17 protein-coding genes and 1 tRNA gene are annotated in these 23,326 nt (G+C 46.8%); 9 read left to right on the top strand and 9 right to left on the bottom strand.

The genetic code is table 11. From position 1 onward, the window contains the following. Window positions 1-52 precede the first annotated feature (52 nt). The 5 genes from AC0KUT_RS08200 to AC0KUT_RS08180 all read right to left on the bottom strand — a co-directional run bounded on the left by AC0KUT_RS08200 (window position 53) and on the right by AC0KUT_RS08180 (window position 8,313). A complete protein-coding gene (locus AC0KUT_RS08200) occupies window positions 53-3,571 on the bottom strand; it encodes a ThuA domain-containing protein (protein ID WP_488834995.1) in 3,519 nt (1,172 codons plus the stop codon). Window positions 3,572-3,860: 289 nt separating this feature from the next. Beyond that, window positions 3,861-6,050 (bottom strand): response regulator, encoded by a 2,190-nt coding sequence (locus AC0KUT_RS08195; protein ID WP_488834992.1) that lies wholly within the window; start codon window positions 6,048-6,050, stop codon window positions 3,861-3,863. A 90-nt stretch (window positions 6,051-6,140) separates the two neighbouring features. Further along, on the bottom strand, window positions 6,141-6,338 hold the full coding sequence (locus tag AC0KUT_RS08190) for a DUF2788 domain-containing protein (protein WP_488834991.1): 198 nt from the start codon (window positions 6,336-6,338) through the stop codon (window positions 6,141-6,143). 215 nt (window positions 6,339-6,553) lie between these two features. Continuing rightward, complete coding sequence (locus AC0KUT_RS08185; protein WP_488834988.1) at window positions 6,554-7,561, bottom strand: FAD-binding protein; 1,008 nt, start codon at window positions 7,559-7,561, stop codon at window positions 6,554-6,556. Continuing rightward, window positions 7,558-8,313: an electron transfer flavoprotein subunit beta/FixA family protein gene (locus tag AC0KUT_RS08180; protein WP_488834987.1), complete on the bottom strand. Its 756-nt coding sequence runs from the start codon at window positions 8,311-8,313 to the stop codon at window positions 7,558-7,560. Before AC0KUT_RS08180 ends, AC0KUT_RS08185 begins: the two co-directional genes overlap by 4 nt. A 326-nt stretch (window positions 8,314-8,639) precedes the next feature. Here AC0KUT_RS08180 and AC0KUT_RS08175 point away from each other — a divergent pair, with 326 nt between their 5' ends. From AC0KUT_RS08175 to AC0KUT_RS08145, 7 genes are all read left to right on the top strand, one after another. Next, window positions 8,640-10,301, top strand: a complete 1,662-nt coding sequence (locus AC0KUT_RS08175; RefSeq protein WP_488834985.1) for an electron transfer flavoprotein-ubiquinone oxidoreductase — start codon at window positions 8,640-8,642, stop codon at window positions 10,299-10,301. A gap of 15 nt (window positions 10,302-10,316) precedes the next feature. Further along, on the top strand, window positions 10,317-11,138 hold the full coding sequence (locus AC0KUT_RS08170; RefSeq protein ID WP_488834984.1) for a hypothetical protein: 822 nt from the start codon (window positions 10,317-10,319) through the stop codon (window positions 11,136-11,138). 283 nt (window positions 11,139-11,421) lie between these two features. Further along, window positions 11,422-12,030 (top strand): HvfX family Cu-binding RiPP maturation protein, encoded by a 609-nt coding sequence (locus tag AC0KUT_RS08165; RefSeq protein ID WP_488834982.1) that lies wholly within the window; start codon window positions 11,422-11,424, stop codon window positions 12,028-12,030. A gap of 57 nt (window positions 12,031-12,087) precedes the next feature. After that, entirely contained in the window at window positions 12,088-12,723 is a 636-nt protein-coding gene (locus tag AC0KUT_RS08160; RefSeq protein WP_488834980.1) for an RNA polymerase sigma factor, read from the top strand. After that, window positions 12,717-12,968, top strand: coding sequence for a zf-HC2 domain-containing protein (locus AC0KUT_RS08155; protein ID WP_488834978.1), 252 nt, complete (start codon window positions 12,717-12,719; stop codon window positions 12,966-12,968). Before AC0KUT_RS08160 ends, AC0KUT_RS08155 begins: the two co-directional genes overlap by 7 nt. 51 nt (window positions 12,969-13,019) lie before the next feature. Then, the gene (locus AC0KUT_RS08150) at window positions 13,020-13,772 is read left to right on the top strand and encodes a TSUP family transporter (protein ID WP_488834977.1); all 753 of its coding nucleotides are present in this window, start codon (window positions 13,020-13,022) and stop codon (window positions 13,770-13,772) included. 273 nt (window positions 13,773-14,045) lie between these two features. Beyond that, window positions 14,046-15,923: a cellulase N-terminal Ig-like domain-containing protein gene (locus AC0KUT_RS08145; protein ID WP_488834975.1), complete on the top strand. Its 1,878-nt coding sequence runs from the start codon at window positions 14,046-14,048 to the stop codon at window positions 15,921-15,923. A gap of 149 nt (window positions 15,924-16,072) precedes the next feature. On the opposite strand, the gene AC0KUT_RS08140 is transcribed toward AC0KUT_RS08145, so the two are convergent. Next, complete coding sequence (locus AC0KUT_RS08140; protein WP_488834973.1) at window positions 16,073-16,603, bottom strand: CinA family protein; 531 nt, start codon at window positions 16,601-16,603, stop codon at window positions 16,073-16,075. Window positions 16,604-16,714: 111 nt separating this feature from the next. Between AC0KUT_RS08140 and AC0KUT_RS08135 the strand changes: the two genes are divergently transcribed. Beyond that, window positions 16,715-18,298, top strand: a complete 1,584-nt coding sequence (locus AC0KUT_RS08135; RefSeq protein ID WP_488834971.1) for a serine/threonine protein kinase — start codon at window positions 16,715-16,717, stop codon at window positions 18,296-18,298. A gap of 55 nt (window positions 18,299-18,353) precedes the next feature. Here the strand turns inward: AC0KUT_RS08135 and AC0KUT_RS08130 are convergent, their stop codons facing one another. Then, complete coding sequence (locus AC0KUT_RS08130; RefSeq protein ID WP_488834969.1) at window positions 18,354-19,943, bottom strand: sensor histidine kinase; 1,590 nt, start codon at window positions 19,941-19,943, stop codon at window positions 18,354-18,356. After that, window positions 19,940-20,776: a hypothetical protein gene (locus AC0KUT_RS08125; protein ID WP_488834967.1), complete on the bottom strand. Its 837-nt coding sequence runs from the start codon at window positions 20,774-20,776 to the stop codon at window positions 19,940-19,942. Before AC0KUT_RS08125 ends, AC0KUT_RS08130 begins: the two co-directional genes overlap by 4 nt. A 1,054-nt stretch (window positions 20,777-21,830) precedes the next feature. Here AC0KUT_RS08125 and AC0KUT_RS08120 point away from each other — a divergent pair. Then, window positions 21,831-21,907, top strand: a tRNA-Arg gene (locus tag AC0KUT_RS08120). Window positions 21,908-22,134: 227 nt separating this feature from the next. On the opposite strand, the gene AC0KUT_RS08115 is transcribed toward AC0KUT_RS08120, so the two are convergent. Then, window positions 22,135-23,319, bottom strand: a complete 1,185-nt coding sequence (locus AC0KUT_RS08115) for a glycosyltransferase (RefSeq protein WP_488834965.1) — start codon at window positions 23,317-23,319, stop codon at window positions 22,135-22,137. Window positions 23,320-23,326: the final 7 nt, after the last annotated feature.

Below are 23,326 nucleotides of genomic sequence, written 5' to 3'. Positions count from 1 at the left end.
AAATCAAAAGAAGGGCATCGTGTTTAAACCAACCCTTCTCGCTTAATGCTCATTATTTTTCGAAACTAATGTCACCTAGATGTAAAAAACTGGCGGCAGGAGTTTGTGACTTTACGCGAATAGAAATAGATCTCGCACCCTGCGTAGGGGGTAACGGAAGTGCTAACCGTTGATAAGAATCCAACTCTGTATTTTCCAAGGTTGTACTTGCTAACAAAGCACCCTGCGCATTTTCAGCACGTACTTCAAGTTCCCAAAGCTGAGTCACCCCCTTCGACCAAACACCCACTTTCAAAGCTTTAATCGTGGTCAAGTCAACTGCCTGTAAATTCACGTTTAGCCAATCGCCTGTTGCTGAAAACTTAAGTGTGTCCATATCAGCAAGCCGTTCGGATTCAACACCCTTGGGTAAATTATCTGTCTTTGTTAAACGCGACAGCGCTATTCTTGCAGGCAGAAGAGTGAATTCACGCTCAACCTGAATAGGGGCAATAGCTACAGCGCCTTTATCGCTAAACACGACATTCAATGTGTAATTTTCTAAGGCGGCATAAGGCGTCGCTTCTGTAGCATTTTTTGCTGAAAAACTATGCTCAGATAAATTTAAACTGCCCTTTAAGGGTAAGCTACTTGGCTCAGCAGCGCCCAATGAGAGTACATAGCTTGCTAAGGCTTTTCTATCATCTTCTGCCAAACCCGAAAAACCGGGCATATTCATTTCACCCCAAACTCCGCTGCCACCATTGGCTATTTTTTGCATTAAATAGCTTAAGGCTTTGGGGTCATTCGCATATTTCAACGCTACATCTTTATAGGCTGGGCCAATCGATTTTTCATTAAGCTTATGGCAACCCAAGCAATTATTGGCAGCCACCAATGCCTCACCCTGTTGAATCAAACTAAGCGCCTGATGCCCCTGAGCTTTAATCCCTGATGCATAACGCAAACTGATCATAGGATTTTTTTCGCTGACAGGCTGATTTAAACGACCATCCTCTTTGTCATTTATCTCAATGTTATAACGCAGAGAAGGTGTTTCTGGCCAATAAAAAGATATATTTTCCGTTGATGACAAACTAATCTGCGGCGGCTCATTACCAATGGCTAAGTCTGCATAACTCTGCGTGATTGCGCCATGAGCATCTACCACCTTCAGTTGCAATTGATATGTGCCTCTTGCTTTAGGCGTAAAAGCTATAGTTTCCGTATTACCCAATAACGTGGAAGAACAAGCAGGCGTCACGCAATTCAAATGCCATTCAAAAGAAATTTTGTCGCCGTCCAAGTCAGTAGACTCAGCTGCGCTCGCTTCGATTAAAGCCCCCGCTCCCGCTTGATGTTTATTAAGTTGAATTTGTGCGCTAGGCGGCCGATTGCCCGCGCCAACGTACTCAACACGCGTTAGGCGCGCATCAGGGTTCCCTGTAAACCAAGACATGCCATATTCAAGGACATAGAGGGTGCCATCAGGTGCAAAACGTGCGTCTATAGGTAGTGCGTAATTTATTTGCGGGGCAAAAGGTTCGATTTTATGAATGCGCCCCTGCTCATCAAAGCTCACCACTTTTATCCAAGCGCGCATAAAATCCATAATGAAGAGTTTATTATTGTAATAAGCAGGATAGCGGTGTTGCGATGCGGGATAATCATTTGCATGAAATACATCAGCGACTAACGCGGTGCGCCCGCCTGTACCCAATTCAGGGAATTCGTCTGAGGTGCCGTAGGGATAAGCAATAAACGCTGGCTGCGCTGGCGGCAATTCTTTTGCACCAGTATTATGCGGTGAATAGTTGATCGGTTTATTAACGTCTACATAATCGCCCGTTTCTTGCGTAACATAATTAAATTTTCTGTAGGGATGATTTTTACCAATCACCAACGGCCAACCAAAGTTACCCGCCTGCGTCACACGATTAATTTCATCATAACCGCGCGAACCTTTAAGCTCAGAATCATTCGTCGCATCTGGCCCTACATCACCATAAAACAAGGTTTTGGCGGCATCATCATAAGTAATACTGTACGCATTGCGCGTACCCATCACGTATATTTCTGGACGGCCCTGCGTTGCATCCGAGAATAAATTACCTGCAGGAATTGTGTAGCTACCATCGGCTGCCAGCTTAATACGCAGTACTTTTCCGCGTAAATCCATTGTGTTGCCGGCACCGCGCAGTGCATCATTTTTTTGTAAACTTGGACGGAAGTCTAAGGGCGCATAACCATCCTGCTCATGAGGATTAGTATTGTCGCCTGTAGACATAAACAAATTCCCATCCGCATCGAACTCTAGGTCTCCACCCGTATGGCAGCAATTCGTATCGATGGGATACTCCAATATAAGCGTTTCAGTCGCAGGATCTAGCTGATTTTTATTCCAAACAAAACGCGCTAAGCGAATAAATAGCTGGTTACTTGCATCCTGCACTGAAAAGGCTGCATAAATAAAATTATTGGTTTTAAATTCAGGATCAAGTGCCACCCCTATCAGCCCCAATTCAAGATGGCTAATAAATGCCACACCAGGAATTGCGCCCGCATCACTCAGGTCACCAGACTTATAATCAACGCGCGCCAACTTGCCCGGACGCAGGGCAATTAAAGCATCACCGTTTGGAAAGAAAGCTAACTTTACCGGCTCATCGAGATTTGCGACCAACACTTTTTTAATGAAGCGATTATTTTCAGGGCGCGCATGGGTGTAATCCAATGTGGGCTGCGCTGTACCAAGATGATTCAAACCAACGACGTAACCTAAGCCTGCTTTAATGAGCTGTAAAAAATGGGGGTCACTATAGGTTTCAATTGAGTGACCTAAGCCCGTATAAAATGCCCGTCCTCCGTCATATTCATGGAGCCACGCAATAGGATGATCGGCACCATGCTCACCACCTTGATAGGTCGTTTCATCAACAGTGGCCACCACCTGAATAAATTCATAGAAGTCTTTGTAGTTATACCATTCATCTTTGAGCGAAAAATTTGCGCCCTGCCCAACACTAAAAGGACTGCCCTTTTGGGTAAAATCAACTCTAGCCTCTTGTACATTACTGGGGTCTTGCGGGTGATTTTTAAATACCGCACCCACTAAGTTGCGATACCAAAACCAATCACCTTCCCACTCTGTATCCGCAGCGGCATGCACCCCCACAAATCCACCACCTGCTTGAATATAGCGCTCCATCGCCAACTGCTGATTTTCATCCAGTACATCTAAACTGGTATTTAAAAACACAAGCGCATTGAATTTGCGCAGCTCAGCATCAGTAAACAAGGCGGCATCTTCAGTCGCAACGAGCGAAAAGTTTTCTGCATTTGCCATTTTCTGTAATGCATTGATACCTGCAGGTATAGAATCATGACGCCAGCCGCTGGTTTTGCTAAAGACGAGAATGTGCGCTCCCTTCAGCTCTGTTAACTGCACTTGCTGTGCAGCTTCGGGGGCAGGCGGTACGCTCGGCAGCGCCTCAGCTACTTTCTGCTCGCAAGCCGCCAAGAAAAAAATCGCGCTAAACAGCAATCCCGTTAAGATGGAGCTATAGCGAACAGGCGTGATTATTTTTAACATAGCAGTTCCCAATAAAGAAAAAGACAGCTCAGTAGCATTGATTAACTATAGAGTCTTTTGGACACAATGCGAAGGGTAACAAGAGTGGCGCAACAACGAGTTACTCAGTAGAGCTCATAAAAGCACCGTTGATTTTACTTATGCCCTAAACGCAAAAGCCGCTGAGTTTATCAGCGGCTTTTGCAATCTGCATGTGGCTTTACGGTTATAAACGAATCTTAGCAACTGAACTGCTTTAAGCCCTACAACTCAAATCAGCGCAACCGTTAATATGCATTTATTCGCATGCCTATTCACGCTCAAACCAGCGCGCCAGCCTCCGCTCCAAGTCATCATAACGAATAGGCTTGCTGATATAGTCATCCATACCTGCTGCTAAATATACTGCCTGATCAACATCTGTTTGAGCTGCAGTTACCGCAACAATATGCACGGGATGCAAGCTGTGAGTCATTTGCTCATAGCTGCGAATTTTCTGAGTGGCAAATTGGCTATCACGTTCATTCATGTCGTAATCCAACAGCACTAAGTCAAAGCGCTCTTTATCCACGATCTCTATCGCCTCCAAGCCATTTTGCGCAATCTGCACATAACAGTTCAGTTTTCTTAACATGGCACTAATCACCATTTGATCGACACGGTGATCTTCTACCAGCAACACTTTCAGCACCACACCGGTAGACGTTGGCTCGCGTTCTAATAGACCGCGCTCATCTTCAAGTAGCTGCGAACTCAACAAACGCTGCACCATAGTATCGTGCAAGCGTTTACGCATAATGGGCTTTTCAATCACCGAGACTTGCGGGTGATTGCGTAAATGCAATTTCATTTCATTGCTGTCGCTTTGCAGAATGCTCATTGCAATGACTTGCTTAATATCAGCCAGCTCTGGTCGCGCCAACAATTCACGCGATAGGAGTAGCCCATTAAAATTATTGAGTTTGGTGTAGATCAAGACCAGATCAAAAGGCTGTTCACTTTTACTGGCTTCCAGTAAGCGCGCTATGGCTTGATCCTGCCCTACGGCCATAGCCGCATACATACCCCAATGAGAAATTTCATCCGCCAAGGCATGGCCATTATTCTCAGGTAGATCAATTAAGAGTGCGCGCTTACCCTTAAGCTTATGCTCAAAGCCAAAACGACGCTCTTCATGGGTGACAACTTGGAGCGAGACATTGATGAAAATATGGCTGCCGCGATTACGTGTTTCGCGCAGGTGAATACTTCCTCCCATGCATTCTGCCAAGCCCTTACAGATAGACAGCGCAATTCCACGATGACTACTTTCTACAACATCCTCTTCCTGCTGCTCAGAGGTGCGCTCACTATCACTGATAATGACCTGCAACTCACCGAAATAATCTTGCTCTTGATGAAAGCGCGCCTCGATAAAAATGTATTCAATGCGGCTTACTTTTAAGGCATGGTTTAGCAGCGTCGCCAAAATTTGATTCATGCGCGCCACGTCACCCTTAACGCGGGAGGGCATTGCAGGATCGAACAGATAATAAAGTTCTACGCCTTGCTGGTGCGCATCTAAGGAGAAGTCTTGCACAAACTTCTCTAGCACCCGACGAAGATCAAACTCCTGCTGTTCAAGTACCAGAGATTTGGTCGTGATTTTGGAAAAGTCGACAACGTTATTAACCAAGTCAATTTGACGGCCACCCGCTTTAGTGGCCATGGTTAATAATTCGCGGTGATGCTCGGACAACTGACTGTCATCAATCAGCGATAGCGTGCTCAACACATCGCTGATTGACGCGCGGAATTCCTGGCCAATATTCACCAAAAATTCGTTCTTTAATTCTATTTGCGCCTGCGAGCTGCGCTGTTGATTTTCCAAACCTTGGGCGCGCTCGCGCAAAGAGAAGTTTGCCTCCAAACGTTCCCAGTAGGCGATCGATGTCACTTTCCCCTGATGATTAAGCATGACGTAAAACATCAGCATGATGAAGCCATACAAAATACCTTCAGCATCACCCAATAAAATTGCGGTGATAGCAGCGGGTATTTGGCCTATAGCGAGATAGAGCGTTAAAAAGTGACGATAGGGTGCAAACACATTGGCAACACTGGAATAGAACACCACAGAGTACAGCCACATAATAAGCGTTTCATCGCGCATGCCCTGCACCCACGTCAGGGTAACCAGAATAATGCTCCACCAAGCGGCGCCAATACAGGATGCAAGAAAGTATTGATTGCGCCAACGTGTAGGCGCTCGCGCATAGAGCGCATCAAAACGAAACAAATAATAAATGCGCCAGAGCGTCACCAACAGCAGCCCGGTGATCAAGACAATTGCCGTATTGTGCTCACGCTCTTGAAAATCACCAAACGCCAAACAGAGAAGAAACACGATGAAATTCAGCACGAGACCGCGGCGACTGTATTTGGCAACACGCGCATCTGTATCGCGCATATTGGCGCGATCTTTTTGTACTTTGGAGCTAGGCACAAAGAAATGAAACATAGACGATCAACTCTTGGCGAGATAGGGAGCTAGCAGACTGCTAGATAAGAGACTAGAAAAAGCACTCGCATGCGGAACAATTAACCCAGGTTATTCCAGTAGCTTCACGGCCACTTCTTTAATAACGAAGACCATAATTGCCATACCCAAAACGCCAAATAGGACAATAGTGCCCAATTTTCCCGCTTTGGACTTTTTGGCTAAATCCCAAATAATAAAAAACATAAAACAGACCAAACCTATCACGCAGATATAGAGTGACCAGGTTTCAAATTGCTCTACCGACATATTCAATCAACCCACCGTGAGATTCAGTTCAATACCGCGTTGATGCGACTGCTAGCCCACGCAGTGATGAGTATTTAGCAGTGCAGCGGCATTGTAGCGAAAAGCACAGTGCAAGTTTAGCGCTATTACACCTGAGAATGCGTCTTGGGCAAGCCACAACGTAAAACAGCCGCTGAGCGCGACTGTTTTAAGGCAAAAAAATAGGGATGCACTCCTCAGTTCGCATCCAATGCGGCTATAAGCTCAGGTACCGCCTCAAACAGATCCGCCACTAAGCCATAGTCCGCCACTTGAAATATGGGGGCATCAGCATCCTGGTTAATCGCTACGACAATTTTGGAGTCACGCATCCCCGCGAGGTGCTGTACAGCACCCGAAATACCTACGGCTATGTATAAATCCGGCGCAACTGCTTTACCGGTCTGGCCCACTTGCATGTCGTTGCCAGCCATACCGCCATCCACCGCTGCACGGGAAGCGCCCACAGCGCCACCTAAGGTATCGGCCAAACTATAGAGCAATTGAAAATTCGCAGCAGACTGTAAACCACGACCGCCAGAGACAACCACGCGCGCCGTTGTTAGCTCGGGGCGCTCCGTGGCACTAAGGTCCTCACGCAGTAGGCGACTTAAGCCAGCGTCTACTGGGCTGGGTAAGGCTACGAGTACAGGTGATAAGAGAGATGCTTCCACTAGGGAAATTTTATTAAGCAGCTGAGGATTAAACGCACTGACTCTAAAACTGAGCATCTGGGTTGACTGCTCAGTGCGCAGAGTTTGCAAACCATTGCCGGCATACACGGGGCGCACAAAAGTGTTCGCATCCACAATCGCCACTATGTCTGTTATTGGTTGCAGGTCGAGTAGTGCGGCAGCTCTGGGAAGCAGGTCCTTACTCCAGGTGGTTGCACCCATAACAACATAAGCGTAATGAGCACCCTTCTCGGCGACATAGGTAGCAATATAGGGGGCAAGGTTCTCGGCTAAACCCGCCGTCGCACCTAGATCGACCCAATTAATTTCATTCACTAACCCCTGTATAGCCACAAACGCTTGTAGGGATTCACTCGGATTACCGAATACCAATAAATCTACAGCGAGTGGCACATGTTGATTCAGCTCGGCCAAAGCCCCCAACAAATAGCGGGCCGACTCAACTTGATTCACTTCAGCACCAGGCGCTGCTGGCTCTAGGCAAAGTAAGCATTTTTGCAGGTCGCTCATAGTACTCCCGCCTCCTGCCGTAATTTTGTAACAAGAGCAGCAACAGAATCCACCATGACACCAGCAGTCCGCGCTTTAGGCGCACTCAAGCTAAGTTGTGTGAGGCGTGGAGCCAAGTCTTCGGCGGATAAATGCGCACCAAGGTCCAGTACTTCTAGCGGCTTTTGACGCGCTTTCATAACATTAGGCATGGTGGGGAAGCGCGGCTGATTTAACCGCAAGTCACTGGTAACCACAGCGGGTAGCGCCAAACTTAAGGTTTGCAAGCCAGTGTCTAATTCCCGCGTGACCTCTAGGCGCCCCTGATTAAAAACGACTCTCGAACTAAATGTACCCTGACTGTAACCGCACAGGGCCGCCAACATCTGCCCCACTTGATTGTGTTCGCCATCTATTGACTGCTTGCCCAACAACCACAAATCTGGCTGTTCACGCTCGCTAACCATTCGGAGTGACTTAGCAATGGCTAAAGGCTCCAGGCTGAGCGATGTCTCTAGGTGAATAGCGCGATCGGCACCTAGCGCCAAGGCGCTGCGCAACTGTTCTTGTACCTTAATGCTGCCGATACTCACCGCAACCACTTCTGTTGCAATGCCCTGCTCCTTTAAACGCACCGCCTCTTCCAAGGCTATTTCACAGAAGGGGTTTATCACCATTTTGGCGCCTTGAGTATCCATGCCCGTGCCATCTGCCATGGGTCGCACCCGCACGCTAGGGTCGACCACCCGTTTAATTGCTACCAATATTTTCATGCTTTTGTTCCTTTCCTTAGTGAATACCGAGTGGCGCCTCTGTATGCGCCTTATCATGATCTAAACGTAATAGTGTCGCTCTGACTTTGCACAAAAACTGAACATAGGGTTCAGGCCTTTAATTAGCTGTGCGCAAGCTAACCAAATAATCTTTTTAATTCAAACACATATCCAACAAATATCGAGATAAAATCAAGGCTAATTTTTGCAAAACGCAAACTGTGCCCCATGAAGTTTAGCGCCTAAGCTCTATTCTCTAGGCGAGCCCGAGCTATACCCGAACAAAAACATATCGCCACACACCATTTCACTCGCAAAGGAAATTTATGCAACGCGAACAAATGCATTACAACCTGCTCATTATAGGCGCGGGGCCAGCAGGCTTGGCCGCGGCCTGTCGCTTGCGCCAACTCAATCCGCAGCTGAGTGTTTGTGTTCTCGAAAAAGGTGCGGCAGTCGGCTCTCACATTTTATCAGGCGCAATTTTTGAAACCCGCGCACTCGACGAACTTTTTCCCGATTGGCAAAAAAAAGGCGCGCCCATTCACACCGCCGTCACCACTGAGGCTTGGCACCTATTTACGGGCAAGACACATAGCTGGAAGCTACCTCAGTGGCTGCTCCCCAAACCCCTGCACAACCAAGGCAATTACATCATTAGTTTAGGCAGCCTCTGCCAATGGCTCACGGAACAGGCCAGTGAACTGGGTGCGGATATTTACCCTGGGTTCTGCGCCAGTGAATTGCTCTACCGTGATGATGGGAGTCTCGCAGGTGTGATCACCGGTGATATGGGCCGTGCAGCTGATGGTAGCGAGTTAAGTAGCTTTGTCGCGGGTATTGAAATACATGCGCAGTACACCCTCTTATGCGAAGGCGCGCGTGGGCACTTAGGTAAAGCACTCATACAGCAATACACTTTGGATGCTGGGCGCGACCCGCAACACTATGCACTCGGCATTAAAGAAATTTGGCGAGTCCCCAAAGCGCAGCACCAACCAGGCCTCGTCTTACACAGCCTCGGCTGGCCCTTGAGTGAATCCAATACCTGCGGCGGCGGTTTTCTCTATCACCTCGACAATCAAGAGGTAGCGCTGGGCTTGGTTACCGACCTAGGCTACAGCAACCCCAACCTCAGCCCTTTTGATGAATTTCAACGCTATAAGCACCATCCACAAATCGCGCAATATTTAACGGGCGGCGAGCGCATTCTTTACGGCGCGCGCAGTATTGCCCGCGGCGGCCCCCAATCTCAGCCGCGCATGTACTTCCCCGGTGGATTATTGCTCGGCGACGATGCAGGCACCCTCAACTTTGCCAAACTCAAGGGCACGCACACCGCCATGAAGTCCGGCATGATTGCCTCCGAACAAATCGTTGCCGCCCTTGCAGCCGGTAAAACCCAAGCGGCGTTACACGAATTCGAATCGGCCTATCAAGTATCTTGGGCATATCAGGAACTGCTTGAACAGCGCAACATAGGCCCAGCGCAACAGCGTTGGGGGTGGTTTTGGGGTGGCGCTTATGCACTTGCAGATTTACATCTTGGCGGCAAACTGCCCTGGACGTTGCACAATCGAGCAGCGGATCACACTCGCCTTAAGGAATTAACCCAAGCCAAACCCCTTACCTACCCCAAGCCTGATAACTGTCTGAGCTTTAATAAGCTTTCTTCCGTCTATTTGTCGAATACTCATCACCGCGAGAACCAACCCTGTCATCTGGAATTGCTGGACGCCAACCAACCAATCGCGCACAATCTGCCCCGTTTCAACGAACCCGCACAGCGCTATTGCCCCGCAGGCGTTTACGAGATTATTTCCGCCCCTTCGAACGAAGATTCAAACGATGAAAAGGGCGGTAAAAAATTGCAAATCAATGCCGCTAATTGTCTTCATTGCAAAGCCTGTGACATCAAAGACCCCACCCAAAATATTCGCTGGGTTGCCCCCGAAGCTGGCGGCGGCCCGCAGTATTCCAAGGGTTAACCTCTCGAGAACATCATGCGTATTACCAAGTTTATTGGCTTTGCCACTCTTTGCTTACTGCTCAGTGCCTGCGTCTCTTCGCTACTCATAGGCAACCAGGTGCAGAGCAAGTTGATGTGGTCATTCCTCAAACCTTTAGTGGGGTTCGACCCCAACGAGGTTAAATTTTTTGAAGCGCCCATCATTAAAGACCGCATGACCGCACTCTTGGGTGAAAAATACGAGCCCACGATGAAGCTGCTGCGCACGGCGCAAGAAATCCAGCAGGAAGGTGCGCTTTTTTATGTCGCATCGCGCTACGCCCCCACGCAAGTTCAAAGCATCACCGATAAAGCTGGTATGGTGTGGAATGCCGATACCAATCAAATGGCGGTAGTCTTAATTAAAGATGGCGTGCCAGAGATATTTTCGGAACAGGCTGCCAGCGTCAAAGGAAAAATCGACAGCGCCAAAGAAAAAATCACCCCTAAGTTACCCGCCGAATTACAGCGTGCCTATGACAAAGCCCAGGACACTAAAAAAGCCCTAGATGAAAAACAAAAGCAATTGTTTGATACCCAAGAAATCATCAACCAAAGTTTAGAAGGTGCAAAATCAACTGCTATTCAAACTTCAACCAAAGCAATAAGCGCACAACTGCCTGAGGCCAAGGCTGTGCTTCCCGCCCCCAGCCCATTAGAAAAACCTGTTGCTGCAGCTAAAAAACTGCACGAAAAAGCGAATACAACAGAAAAGACCGTCAAAGCAAAAAAGGAAAAATTAACAACACCGACGCCAGAATTAAACATTGAAGAAGACTTTGAAGCCGCCCTCAAAAAAGAGGCGGCACAAGATTAGGCCGCGCTTTCAAAACTAACTAACTTATTTTGCGTCGCCGAGAAGTCTCGACAGTGCGCAAAACAAGATAACAAAGCTCGGCAACTACTATCGTAGAGTTGCCGAGCCGATTTACCCGCAAATTATTTTTTATGCCCTCTTACGCTCATCTTACAAGCACGAATCTCTTCCATTATCTACCTACATTTTTATCTAGCACTCCCAAGCTCACATTTTGCAATCTGTAACAATTTCATAGTCAGCGCATCTAGGTTTTATGCATCATTTACCTTGGATAAACTCTATGAAACTTTTGGCGCTCGCCTACACAGCTCAAACCTATCTCACCAACACCAGTAGCGATCTCGCCGCACTTGCACTGCGCCTTTATTTAGCACCTATTTTTTGGATGGCAGGGACAAATAAACTACAACATTTTAATGATACCGCGGCTTGGTTTGGCAATAGCGACTGGGGCTTGGGCCTACCCTTCCCTACACTTATGGCCGCACTGGCAACTGGCACTGAGCTCGCGGGTGCCGTACTTCTAACATTCGGCCTATTCACCCGTCTCATCAGCATCCCACTCATCATTACCATGCTTGTTGCCATTGTCAGTGTGCACTGGGTAAATGGCTGGCAAGCCATTGCCGATGCGCAGGCACCCTTTGCCAATGCACTCGTATTAGAGGCCCCTGATAAATTGGCGCGGGCGCGCGACATACTGCAAGAGTATGGCAACTATGAATGGCTCACATCGAGCGGAAAATTTGTCGTGCTGAATAATGGTATTGAGTTTGCGGCAACCTATTTAATTATGCTCTTAGCGCTCATAGGCTTAGGTGGCGGCAAGCACACCAGTTTGGATTATTGGCTGTGGCGCAAATTTGGAAAACAGATTCAAACCCACTAATACCCAAAGCAAACCTCAGCTGCTAAGCTTGAGCAACTTTTTTGCCCGAGCCATGCCATGACTGATTTACCGACAGATAATAGGGATGACGAACGCCGCATTATTGAGCAGCTCATTGCGGGGGACGACAACACCTTTCGCAGCCTTATAGCGCAATACCAACAATTAATGCTCAGTATTGCGCGCGCCATTATTGGTGACACCTTTGCAGAAGATGTAGTCCAAGAAGCTTGGGTCTCTATTCACAACAATATCAGCAAGTTTGAACAGCGCTCATCACTTAAAACCTGGATGCTCACCATCGTCAGTAATGAGGCCAAATCACGCTTAAGACGGGAGTCGCGTCAGGTGTCCCTTGAACAACTCGATGGTGAAACACCTGGCAGCTATCTTGATGGTGCAAACTTCACCAGTAATGGTCACTGGCAACGCCCCACGCCGCGCTGGAACAATGATTCACCGGAATCACTGCTGGAAGAAAAGCAATTGCAAAAATGTATCGCCAAAACATTGCAGCTTTTACCAAGTAATCAAAAAGCAGCTTTTATTTTACGCGATATTGAGCAAGCAGATTTTGATGAAATATGCAGTATTTTACTGGTCAGCGCCGCCAATGTTCGTGTACTGCTGCACCGCGCGCGTTTAACGCTCATGCAGGTCATAGATCGCTATCAGGAGACGGGCACATGTTAAGTTGCAAAAAAGTTGCTCAACGTGCAAGCGACTACCTTGAAGCCAATGCCAGCACAAGCTTAAAGTGGCAAATGCGCCTGCACCTTATGATGTGCAGTAACTGTCGCCGCTTCGTTAAGCACCTCAGCATCACCAAAACGGTAAGCGCAACCATAGCGCAACAATCGTTGCGCACAGATCCTGAGCCACAGTGGGAAAAATTACATCAGCGCCTAAAAGAAAAACCCCAGCACAAGCCTGAATAACTCAGCATTTACCCTATAAGAAACAACACCATCTAAAAAAGTTAGAATGCTATGGAGTTTGCAACAGAGACACTGGTTTTACTTTTTCTCGCGGCAGCCTGTGCTGGCCTCATGGATACCCTTGCAGGCGGGGGCGGGCTTATTACCATTCCGGCACTCATCATGTCTGGAGTGCCGCCTTTAGCAGCCCTAGGTACAAATAAACTGCAAGGCTGCTTAGGTACAGCCACATCGAGTTATTTGCTCTTTACACGCAAAAAAATCCATTGGCGAGAATTGCGCGCACCTATGCTGTTTGCTTTTATAGGCGCAGCTGCAGGCGCAGTAGCCATTCAATACATTAATACTGCCATGCTCAGATTTATCATCCCCTGTACACTAGTGCTTATTGCTGTTTACTTTCTCCTCTCGCCCTATCTAAAACTCAATACAGAAAAGCCGCGGCTCTCAGCTGCGGCTTATCAAAAATTTGTTATGCCAAGTATCGGGGCTTACGATGGTGCCTTTGGCCCAGGCACTGGCTCATTTTTCGCACTTGCAGGCGTCAGCTTACGCGGCCTTGAACTTATCAAGGCGACCGCCGCCGCCAAACCACTAAACTTTGCCACCAATCTTGCTTCGCTTATTATCTTCATCTTTGCAGATCAAGTTCTTTGGCTTCCCGGCGCAGTCATGATTATTGGGCAAATGCTTGGCGCATGGCTTGGCTCTCACTTTTTATTTAAGATCAATCCCGCTTTCCTGCGCCTGCTAATTGTCAGTATCTGCTGCCTTATGCTGGTGCGCTATTATGTCGTGGGCTAAATACAACACCCGACATAAAAAAGATGTTTAAAGATAAAAATACAGTTGTAGGGATACCAACAAGGAAAATGTAAAGAAGGGCAATGTTAATAACAGCACAGAATCTGTGGTAGCAAGTTTACAGCCCTTCATTCAGGCAACGAAGCAGACACAGAAGACATAAATTAATAGGCAGGTAGTCTCTCAAAACTGCTATATTTCTACTTCAGCAACTGAGTCAATTCATAAGAATAATAATACTAATCCCCTTAAGGTCATCAAAGAGAACTCAACATGATTAGCTTCCAACGCAAGATCAATATCTCCACAGCATTAACTTTTCGTCAGATGTCACTGATGGGATTAGCCCTTTTTTCTGCTGTATCAAGCAATTGCTTTGCCATTGACGATGGCAGCCAAATGCAGGAGAAATTCAGAGTTAACTATGCCGGTTACTTACCCCAAGCAGCCAAAACAGCGCTTTATCTTAGCGATCAAAAAGGCGCGATTAACTGGACACTTAACACCGAAGGCAAGCCCTGCTCCGGCACCAGCAGCCAATATGTAAGTAAGGACAAAAGCTCTGGTGACAGCTTCTATATCATCGACTTCTCTATGTGTACCACACCCGCACAGCATGCAACTCTTAGCGTGGGTACAGATAAATCGCTGCCCTTCGATATTTCCATGGACCCTTATGGCAACCTCAAATACGATTTTTTCAAATACTTTAAAGACCATGAAACTCGCGCGACCTTTACCAACGCCAAAAATAATTGGGCTAAAGATCTCTCCATTGAATTCGACTATGTAAAAGATGCCGGCGACAATGGCGCCTACCCTGTAAATACCGCTGAAGCAGCTTGGGCATTAATTAACATTCTTGAAACCTATCCTGCGATTAACACCTATTACAGCTCCAATGTAAAAGGCGCGCGCACTGTTTACCAACAGCTCATTATTTTAACTGATCAATTTAATCACCTGTTTGATCACCCCGGTAAATTAGCCATCCCCAAATTTCACACCAATGTGAACGATAGCTACGCCATTTGCGCCCCTCATACCAGCGGCACCTGCATTTCTGAGCCAGAAACAAAAGCCACCTTCTCCACGGCGCGCACGCTCGCCGCCATGGCTCGCTTACACGCGGTATACGGAACATCCGCACTCGCACAAAAAACCTTTACACAAGCAGTCTCAGCAATGGATGCAGCGCAAAAAAATCCACTGGTATGCAATCAAGTTAAGTCATTTGGCGGTGAAGGGGGTATGTATCCCGATAACGATAACCACAGCTTAAAACGCAACCCCAAACAAAACTGGGACAACTGTGTAGCAAGCAAAGACAACACCCAAGACGACGAATACGCAGCTACTGTAGAGCTCTACCTTGCTGCACTAAAGTTAAAAGACACTAAAGCGGCAAAACACTACCAGCAAGCCGTTAAGACGCATCCTCGCTTTGATGAAGTCTCTTCCTATTGGTGGGGCGCTGTGGCGATGGAAGGCAGTCTTTCATTGTTAACCAATGAAAAACTGCACAAGATCAATTTGAAAAACCTCAAAACGAAACTTTTGGCAAAAGCCGACAGCATTCTTGGCTTTCAAGCTCAGGGATATCCAGGCGTAACTTGGGATGCAAACTCTAATTATTGGGATAATGGCGACCAAGATGATGCCGACAACAATGTGCGTTGGGGTTCCCATCGCAATGCATTAAATGATGCACGCATCTTAATGGCGGCAGCCGATATCGCTAAGGCGAAAAAAGCCAAGGCACAAGCGGCAAACTACGCACGCGGTGCCATTAAAGTACTCGATCATATGGCGGGTATAAATGCGGTTAACTTGGCTATGTTTACCGCCAAAGGCTATGACTATATTGAAAATGCCGTAACGCGCACCCACGATGCAGCAGATAATGGTACAGAGTGGCCAGGAAAATTAGTGCTGGGGCCAAATAACTGGACTAACGCAAATGACAGCGCCATGCCAGCGTTTAACTCTCAACCAGGCTTGAAAATGTTCGCACTGAAGGAGACTGGCTGGTCATCGCGCGAAATATCCATAGATGCTAATGCATCACTTATTCCAGTGGCTTACTACACACTTGAACAAGCACCCACCATTTTAAACTTGGCGCCTATTAATGTGACGGCCAAAAAATAGATCAATATCGATATATAAATTTCAACCAGAATTTTATATATGCTCATAAAAAACGGCGCTAATTGGCGCCGTTTTTTATCCTAGCGAAGAAGACATTAAAATCTATTGGCATTTAGGTTAACGAATTAACTGTACGCACATTCATACCGCTAATAACGTTCTGAGATTCGCAGCAATCCGTCCAAACCGCATACTACCGCTTGGCGCTGCACCGCAAGACGATCTCCTTCAAACCTGTGACACCTAACCTCTGCATGCCCCTGAGCAGAGAGCCACGCAAACCACACAGTACCCACTGGTTTATCTTCACTACCACCGCTCGGCCCCGCTATACCGCTCACCGCTACAGCTATATCTGCCCCGGATAAGGCGAGTGCGCCCTTTGCCATCTCCTGCACCACTGCGTGGCTCACCGCACCCTGCTGTGCCAGCGTTTCCAAAGCAACGCCCAAAAGCCTATGCTTGACACTATTCGCGTAGCAGACAATGCCGCACTCAAACCATGCCGAACTGCCTGCAGTGGCGGTTATAGCGGCGGCTATAGCACCGCCAGTACAAGATTCCGCCGTCGTAAGCTGCAGGCCTTTAGCGCCAGCTACCCGCCCCAACTGCGCACTCAGCTGCAATGCACTAGCTGACCCTAAAGCCGCTAGGCTTGCGTTCTCACCTGAATTATTCATAGCAACTCATTCTTCATATTCAAGCCCAAGCAAACGGCCATATTCAGTTAAAAACTTTACTTATGGCGATTCTATCTATACTGGTTACAAACATTTTGTGAGAATGAACCTGTGCAGATATCAATTCCCGGCTATTACTTTAAGACTCCTTTGGGCGAAGGCGGCATGGCGAGCGTCTATCTCGCTACACAAAAATCGCTCGATCGCCCAGTCGCCATCAAAATTTTAAATGCTACATTCACTCAAGATGCACTCATTCAACAACAGTTTGCACAGGAATCAAAACTCATCGCACAACTCAATCACACCAACATAGTGCAGGTGATTGATCAGGGCGTAACCGACCAGGGTCAGCCCTACTTTGTTATGCCCTATATAAAAAGTATTTCCCTCGACAGTATTTTGTTGCGCGATGATATTAGTGTAACGCGCAAAATGAACATCTTGATTCAACTGTGCAGTGCCCTCGCCTACGCTCATCGCAATGGAATTATCCATAGAGATATCAAGCCGGAAAACATTCTAGTCGATTACGATGGCTTAGTGCGCTTGGTCGATTTTGGTATTGCGGGCTATTTTACGGCGAATAAAACGCCTGAGCCGCAAGCAGCAGACGATGAAGTGGTCATGGGTACTGAAGCCTATATGGCACCCGAGCAATTACAAGGCAATAGTTTTAGCAGCCAACTTAGCGATATTTACGCACTCGGCATGCTTATGCATCAAGTCATGTTTGGCGTATTACCCGCGCACGCCGATCAAAAAACCTATCAAAACCACACAAGCGACAAATATCAAATGGCGGCGGCCATTCGCCCGTTAATCACGGCGTGTATTCAAACAGATCCTGCTCTGCGCCCTCAAAGTGTAGAGGCCCTACGCCAAGAGCTTTTGCTCATTACCCAAGGGCGACACCTCAACACCAATCGCTGGAGCATTGATTCCACCCGCGACAACATTCCCCCCAACTACACCCTGCTGGACGTGCTCAAAGAGAACCCCTTTGGCGCAACCTATTTAGTCAACGATCCTAAACACAACCGGCTGCTGGTCATTAAAAAACAACGCCTCGATCAAATTGGTGAAGCACAGCTATGCGCGACCAAACTAATGCATATACAGCACCCACATTTGGCGCGTATTTTTGGCAATGGTAAAAATAATCGCGTATTAATTACGGCTGCTGAATTTTATCCTGGTGGTAGCTTACAAGATCGATTAACACAGGCATTTAGTCTGGGGCAATGGTTGAGTACAGCACAGCAACTTTGCAATGCACTGGCCTGTGCGCACTCTTACGGTATTGTTCACGGTAATCTACGACCAAGTAATATTTTATTTGCGGCAGATCACCATTTAAAAATTGGTGATTTTGGCTTTCCGGCTCACACTTACGGCGATGATAGCCACTGGTATCAGCCCGTTAATGAGCCCATATCGCTCAGCAGTGACATCTATGCAGCGGGTGCTATTTTATGCCAATTATTCAGCGGCAAAACACCTTCACCAAGCTGGTGGGGATTAAAAAATAAATGGGCATTACGGCGTCTACCTAAGCCCTTACGCCAATTGATTTTGCACATGATTGAACCCAACTCCAAAAAGCGGCTCGCCAGTGCCGAGGCAGCAGCCCAAGGGTTTAACCGGCTGCAAGAAGAACAACAAACAACTGTTTTAGCTAAAACCATTAAATAATTACAATACTCAATTAAAAAAGTACCGCGTATGGCGTTTATTAAAATCGAGGAATTTAATGTTTATTATCCGGTGATGCGGGTAAGGTAAACCAAAAACAACTTCCACAACCTGCTTCAGGATTATTGTTATCTGCGAGCGCTGCAGCTCCAACACAAGCACCAGGGGCGTCATAACCCACCTCACCACCCAAGCGCTCAATAATACGCTTAACAATCGACAAGCCCAAGCCATGCCCTTGCGATGTGGTGGGGTCTAAACGAGAAAACTGTAAGAAAAGCTCTGCGCGACGCGCGACAGGAATACCAGGACCATAATCACGCACCCAATACTTCACCACACCAGATTCTAGTAGCTCACCACCCAACTCTACCCGCGGCGGCACACCACCATACTTAAGTGCGTTTGAAATATAATTTACCCAAACCTCCTCGATCCATTGTTTATAGCCCAAAGCGCTTGGCCATGCCCCCACAAATTCGATTTTTGCATTGGCGTCTTGCGCAATAATATTCAAGCGCTGCTGCGCCTCCTGCGCCAAGGCTTTTACGTCAATATTTTCGATATGGACTTCTTCCGCACGCCTAACACTGGCCAGCAACAATAATGCATCGATAATATTGGCCATTTTCTTGCCGGTCTTATCGATGGTTTCCAATGATTTCTGCATCTGCTCTGGTGAAAAATGTTGCCCACCACTCTTTAATAAACCGGACAATCCGAGCAACGTAGTCAGTGGATTTTTTAAATCATGTGCCACACTTTGAGCATAGGCATCAAGTTCATGATTTTGCGCTTCCAACTCTAATGACTGCAGCTGTAAGAGTAAATTTTTCTCTTCCAGTTCAGAGGTGCGCTGTGTCACAAGGGATTCTAAATTGTTCTTATGTTGCTGCAGTTCTGCTTCAATTTTCGCGCGTATTTCTAAGTCCTCTTTTAAGGAAGACTGCATAAGATTAATTGACTCCACTACAGTATCCAATTCATCCTTTACTGCCGTTGTAGGTCGATCCAACACCAATTTTCGATCAAGATTCGTGACATCCAATGTTTCAGCAAACGCTGCCATATGATCTAAATGACGACTAATCCAGCGCCGAAACAATACTAATACAAGTAGCGCACCGAGCATTAAGGTCGCCGCCGAGGTAATAGCAATGCCGAGTGCACGCGCCTTAAGCTCTACAAAAATCCTCTGACTGTTCAGCTGAACTTGCAGGCTACCAAGGGCATAGCTCGCATCACCATCCCGATAAACTAACGGATATATATTATTGGCTAAGATATCTTTCGTAGGGCTATTGCGCTGTATTCTCACCCCATCCTCATCAATCATTTCCACAAAGCCTACATAGGGTAGCTTGGCAATACCGTCGAGTATCGCCTCGATACGCGGTGAGTTCATCTCCCATAAACCAGCCGTCAGGCTAGGGATATAGGTTGTTTCTATCTGAACAAAACGGGTGCGCGCTGCATCAACCCCATCGCGGTAGGCCAAATAAATTTGCATACCGCTCACCAACAAGGCCACCAACAAACTGTAAAGCAAGGTCGCACTCATTAAGCGAACACTGAGATGTCGTCCCTGCAGTAGAGCATGAGGCGTATGCGTTAAAACACGCGACTTCAAAAACATCCAGGTCATGGTGCCAGCTCGCCTAAATCAAACCACAGACTAGATTCTGCCAAAGGTGTAGCGACAGGTAATTCACTATTTTTAAGCTCTATGACATGACGCTCAGACAATCGCGCCCGCGCAATCGCCACCCCATAATACTCATCAAATAATTGCTTCATACTGCCATCCGCGAGCGCTTGCCTAAGCCCCTTTTCAATTGCTACAGCCAGGCGATGGTTATCTTTTTTCACAAAATAATACATGGCAGCGGGATAGTGGAATGCCCACTTTGGCTCTACTTCCAAGCCAAAATTACGACTATGGGTAGCCACCTCAGGCCAAATTTCACTAATAGAACGCGGGAAATATTGACTATGACCACGACTCAACATAGCAAAAAGCCCCTCATAACTACTGCCAGTTGATACATTAAAGTTATTCTCCCGTAAAACCTGAGTGTCAGGCCAATCATGACCCTGCCCCGCACGTAATTTCGCCAGCTCTTGTACAGTAGAAATTTGCGAAAAAAATTCCTTATCACCACTGCGAATCAACAATAACCGCCAACCAATTAAACCGCGGTCAATGGGAATACGAATAGGCAATAAACGGCGTTCTCGCTCTATGCTTGTGAGCGTCCAAACCACATCAATACCTTGCCCTTGTTCCAAAAGGCGCAGAGAACGCCCCTGCTGCATAGCAGTATCATTTTGCTTAAGCTGAAAATCACCGCCTGATTTCGCCAAACATAAATGCAACAGCGCTATAGGGTAATCTAAGCGAGCATCCGCGGCAGACTCGGGCTTGGAGTGATAAACCCATGTCTGGGCCACTACTGAAGGCACACCCCCTAACCACATAAATAAGATTAAAAAAGTGCAGCGTGAAGCACTCGAGCTTAGCAACCACGTTAAAATAACCAATTTAAAGATATTCGGCTGCAAAATAGCATCACAGCAATGCCGACTATGCAGCACATTGCCCGCAGGCATCACACCCATATTTAAATACCACGGTGTTAACATCGAGAGCCTATTCATATACAAGATAACTTCAGCTTAGCTCTTAGTATTCACTTATGCACAACCACACTTAATTTGTTTGACTCAACGTTAATATCACTATGGGGCTGAATGGCGGCTGCGGCTGGGTATCGCCTACGCCTAAATAGCCGCCTTCTGCGAGCCATGTGTCTTTTATTTAGTCGCAAACATCTAAAGACCGCTATTGTGTGGGCAGTGACCACTTTTACAAAGCCATCAAATACCAACCACACTGATGACTTCAGCGCCGCAAGAGCCCTATTTAAAAGTACCAACACCGGCAATAACCTTGAGCATTACTTTAGAGTTTTAAAATTCAAGATGGTCTTGATAAATTAGATGGGTGTATATAGCGCCTAACCAATAGGTATTTTACGGTAAGACACCTGTGTAATATTTAATATCTTGTAAAACCTAAACTTAAATCAGAATTTGGGACGCATGCTAAAAATAAGCAGCGCGCATTAGCGCAATACGTTAAACAATGGAGAGTATGCCCACGTAGCCAACGCCATAGGTTTATCACATACCGAAAGCTTGATTGGAGAATGCAATCTTAAATAATATGCGCACGCGCCTGACGAGAATAAAAAAGAATACAAACAACAGAATAAACACCAATGAATACAATTAGTTATGGTGTGCCTCATAGCGTGCTGGTATACTCCGCTCGTGCATTTTTCAACGTATTGCCTAAGAGCAATAGGCGAAAATCACTGATCTATGTTTTGCTGGGATGTTATATGCTCAACTTGATCAAAATTTGTATTCCGTTGATTTATAACGCATTAATTTGAGTATTTCGAAAAAGAAAAACAAATAAATGCTTGACGGACTAGCGAATGATTTATAGAATGCGCGCCTCAACAACGCACTCATAGCTCAGCTGGATAGAGTACTCGGCTACGAACCGAGCGGTCGGAGGTTCGAATCCTCCTGAGTGCACCAAATAGTAAGACCTAAACCCCTGAAAATTCACAAGATTTTCGGGGGTTTTTGCATTTGGGGGTTGTGTATGCCGAAAGTGCGCAAAAGCTTTTTATTTGATTTTCTTTAGCCAGCCGATATCACGGCATTTAATATATAAATACTTGGCAAAAGCGCGCCATGCATAGTTAAATCAATTGAGCCATGAACCAGCACCTGCTGTACAACAGACCCACACTAGTAAGCGATTAGACATAACCCCCACCCACTTTCATCGAAGGCATTATTCGCAATTTAATCTCAGCACAATTTGAATCGAGCATCTGTTGAATTACAACCTCTGGGGCTAAGTGTTTTTCATAGTAGGTAATTGCACCTTTCGCTAAAGTATCAATCTCCGCCGCAGGCATGGCGATTACGCGCTCTATTAACGCAATTAACTCACCCTCATTTGCATAAACAAGACAGTTTTTCCCATTCTCCAACGGCGGAAATAGCAATTCTGGATATTGCAAAATAGGGATAGAACCCACCGCCAAGGACTCAATTAAATTATGCGACATAGGATAGCGCACACCAGGACAAGCAAGAAAAAAATGCGCTTTCGCCAATGTTTCCAGCCAGCACTCTGGTGCAATTTTACAGTGCCGCGTATTAATCAATACCAGCCCCGCAAAAGTTGATGTCAAATAATCCGCGAGCTCTGCTTGATTGGCAGGTGCTACACACAAGGGGGCAGCAAGGTGCGTACTGACGCAGGCAAGTACTTTTGCGCGCGGTAATTTTTGATAAATATTACTAATACTCGCCTTAGTGTATTTTTCAACATGCGCATCACCACCAAACAACAGCCGCCACTGACGCGCCTGAGCGCGATAGCGACCCAGCTGGTAATCTTGACCAGTTTTATATATTGCGGGGAACATAGGAAATGGCAGAGGAAATACAGCCTCGCCGAGCGAATAACCAGGAGTGTAATCTACATTTATTTTGGCTAAACAATGAGGCGCATTAACTGCGGCCTCATGGTTTTTACCTAATTGATCAGTTACCAGTACATGTGGGCGATTGATATTCGCTGAGCGCGCTATAACAGTGAAATTTTCAGCGCAACAATAGCCTTTAAAACGCGCCTCCATATTGTGTAAAAACAAATAGTTTTCACGTATTACAGGATAAAAGCCCGCACGTACAAAAAATATAAAGAGGTGATAAAAACGACGTCCTTGAGGACCGTCAATACGCGTGTCCACAAAATCAAATACCACAAGCGGCCGCTCAGGGGTTAGATCCACTGGAAGAATGCGAGATTGTCCTAACAACCATTGCCGATAACGTCTATAGCGGGTGAAATTAAGCACACAACGATAGCGTCGCCAATGACTATCAAGCTGATGCCCCCAGTGACTGAGCTGTCTAGATGCAGATGGCATACGCTAC

The sequence above is a fragment of the Cellvibrio sp. 25HG11W-0 genome (genome assembly GCF_057815475.1).
Note: the sequence above shows the minus strand (reverse complement) of the source record. Positions and strands in the feature narration are given on the sequence as shown.

Bases quoted from the DNA above. Each gene is read 5' to 3' on its own strand.
- AC0KUT_RS08200 (WP_488834995.1), bottom strand. From the start codon at position 3,571: ATGTTAAAAATAATCACGCCTGTTCGCTATAGCTCCATCTTAACGGGA.
- AC0KUT_RS08195 (WP_488834992.1), bottom strand. From the start codon at position 6,050: ATGTTTCATTTCTTTGTGCCTAGCTCCAAAGTACAAAAAGATCGCGCC.
- AC0KUT_RS08190 (WP_488834991.1), bottom strand. From the start codon at position 6,338: ATGTCGGTAGAGCAATTTGAAACCTGGTCACTCTATATCTGCGTGATA.
- AC0KUT_RS08185 (WP_488834988.1), bottom strand. From the start codon at position 7,561: ATGAGCGACCTGCAAAAATGCTTACTTTGCCTAGAGCCAGCAGCGCCT.
- AC0KUT_RS08180 (WP_488834987.1), bottom strand. From the start codon at position 8,313: ATGAAAATATTGGTAGCAATTAAACGGGTGGTCGACCCTAGCGTGCGG.
- AC0KUT_RS08175 (WP_488834985.1), top strand. From the start codon at position 8,640: ATGCAACGCGAACAAATGCATTACAACCTGCTCATTATAGGCGCGGGG.
- AC0KUT_RS08170 (WP_488834984.1), top strand. From the start codon at position 10,317: ATGCGTATTACCAAGTTTATTGGCTTTGCCACTCTTTGCTTACTGCTC.
- AC0KUT_RS08165 (WP_488834982.1), top strand. From the start codon at position 11,422: ATGAAACTTTTGGCGCTCGCCTACACAGCTCAAACCTATCTCACCAAC.
- AC0KUT_RS08160 (WP_488834980.1), top strand. From the start codon at position 12,088: ATGACTGATTTACCGACAGATAATAGGGATGACGAACGCCGCATTATT.
- AC0KUT_RS08155 (WP_488834978.1), top strand. From the start codon at position 12,717: ATGTTAAGTTGCAAAAAAGTTGCTCAACGTGCAAGCGACTACCTTGAA.
- AC0KUT_RS08150 (WP_488834977.1), top strand. From the start codon at position 13,020: ATGGAGTTTGCAACAGAGACACTGGTTTTACTTTTTCTCGCGGCAGCC.
- AC0KUT_RS08145 (WP_488834975.1), top strand. From the start codon at position 14,046: ATGATTAGCTTCCAACGCAAGATCAATATCTCCACAGCATTAACTTTT.
- AC0KUT_RS08140 (WP_488834973.1), bottom strand. From the start codon at position 16,603: ATGAATAATTCAGGTGAGAACGCAAGCCTAGCGGCTTTAGGGTCAGCT.
- AC0KUT_RS08130 (WP_488834969.1), bottom strand. From the start codon at position 19,943: ATGACCTGGATGTTTTTGAAGTCGCGTGTTTTAACGCATACGCCTCAT.
- AC0KUT_RS08125 (WP_488834967.1), bottom strand. From the start codon at position 20,776: ATGTGGTTAGGGGGTGTGCCTTCAGTAGTGGCCCAGACATGGGTTTAT.
- AC0KUT_RS08115 (WP_488834965.1), bottom strand. From the start codon at position 23,319: ATGCCATCTGCATCTAGACAGCTCAGTCACTGGGGGCATCAGCTTGAT.